Raw genomic sequence first — 237 nt, forward strand, 5'->3', positions numbered from 1 at the left:
CGGTCGGTGGACCGACTACGAGGCCAGACGTTTCGACGGTCTCCAGCAAACGATCGATACGCTTCGTGGTCTGGGTGTGCGCGTGTTTGTCATCGGCCAGTCTCCACAGTTCATAACCGACGTTCGGAAAATCGCGTTCTTCGCAAAGCGCGAAAATCTCGATGATACGTCCTGGCCAATGGCCATGGATCCCGACATCAACAACCGTGTGCGCGCATTTACCAAAGGCGCCACCTT

At 56.1% G+C, this 237-nt stretch carries 1 pseudogene; it reads left to right on the forward strand.

Annotated elements, in window-relative coordinates:
• Window positions 1-237 (forward strand): annotated as a pseudogene (locus tag AC0L3S_RS39730) (acyltransferase family protein); the annotation flags it as partial.

The sequence above is a fragment of the Bradyrhizobium sp. Ken01 genome (genome assembly GCF_055807355.1).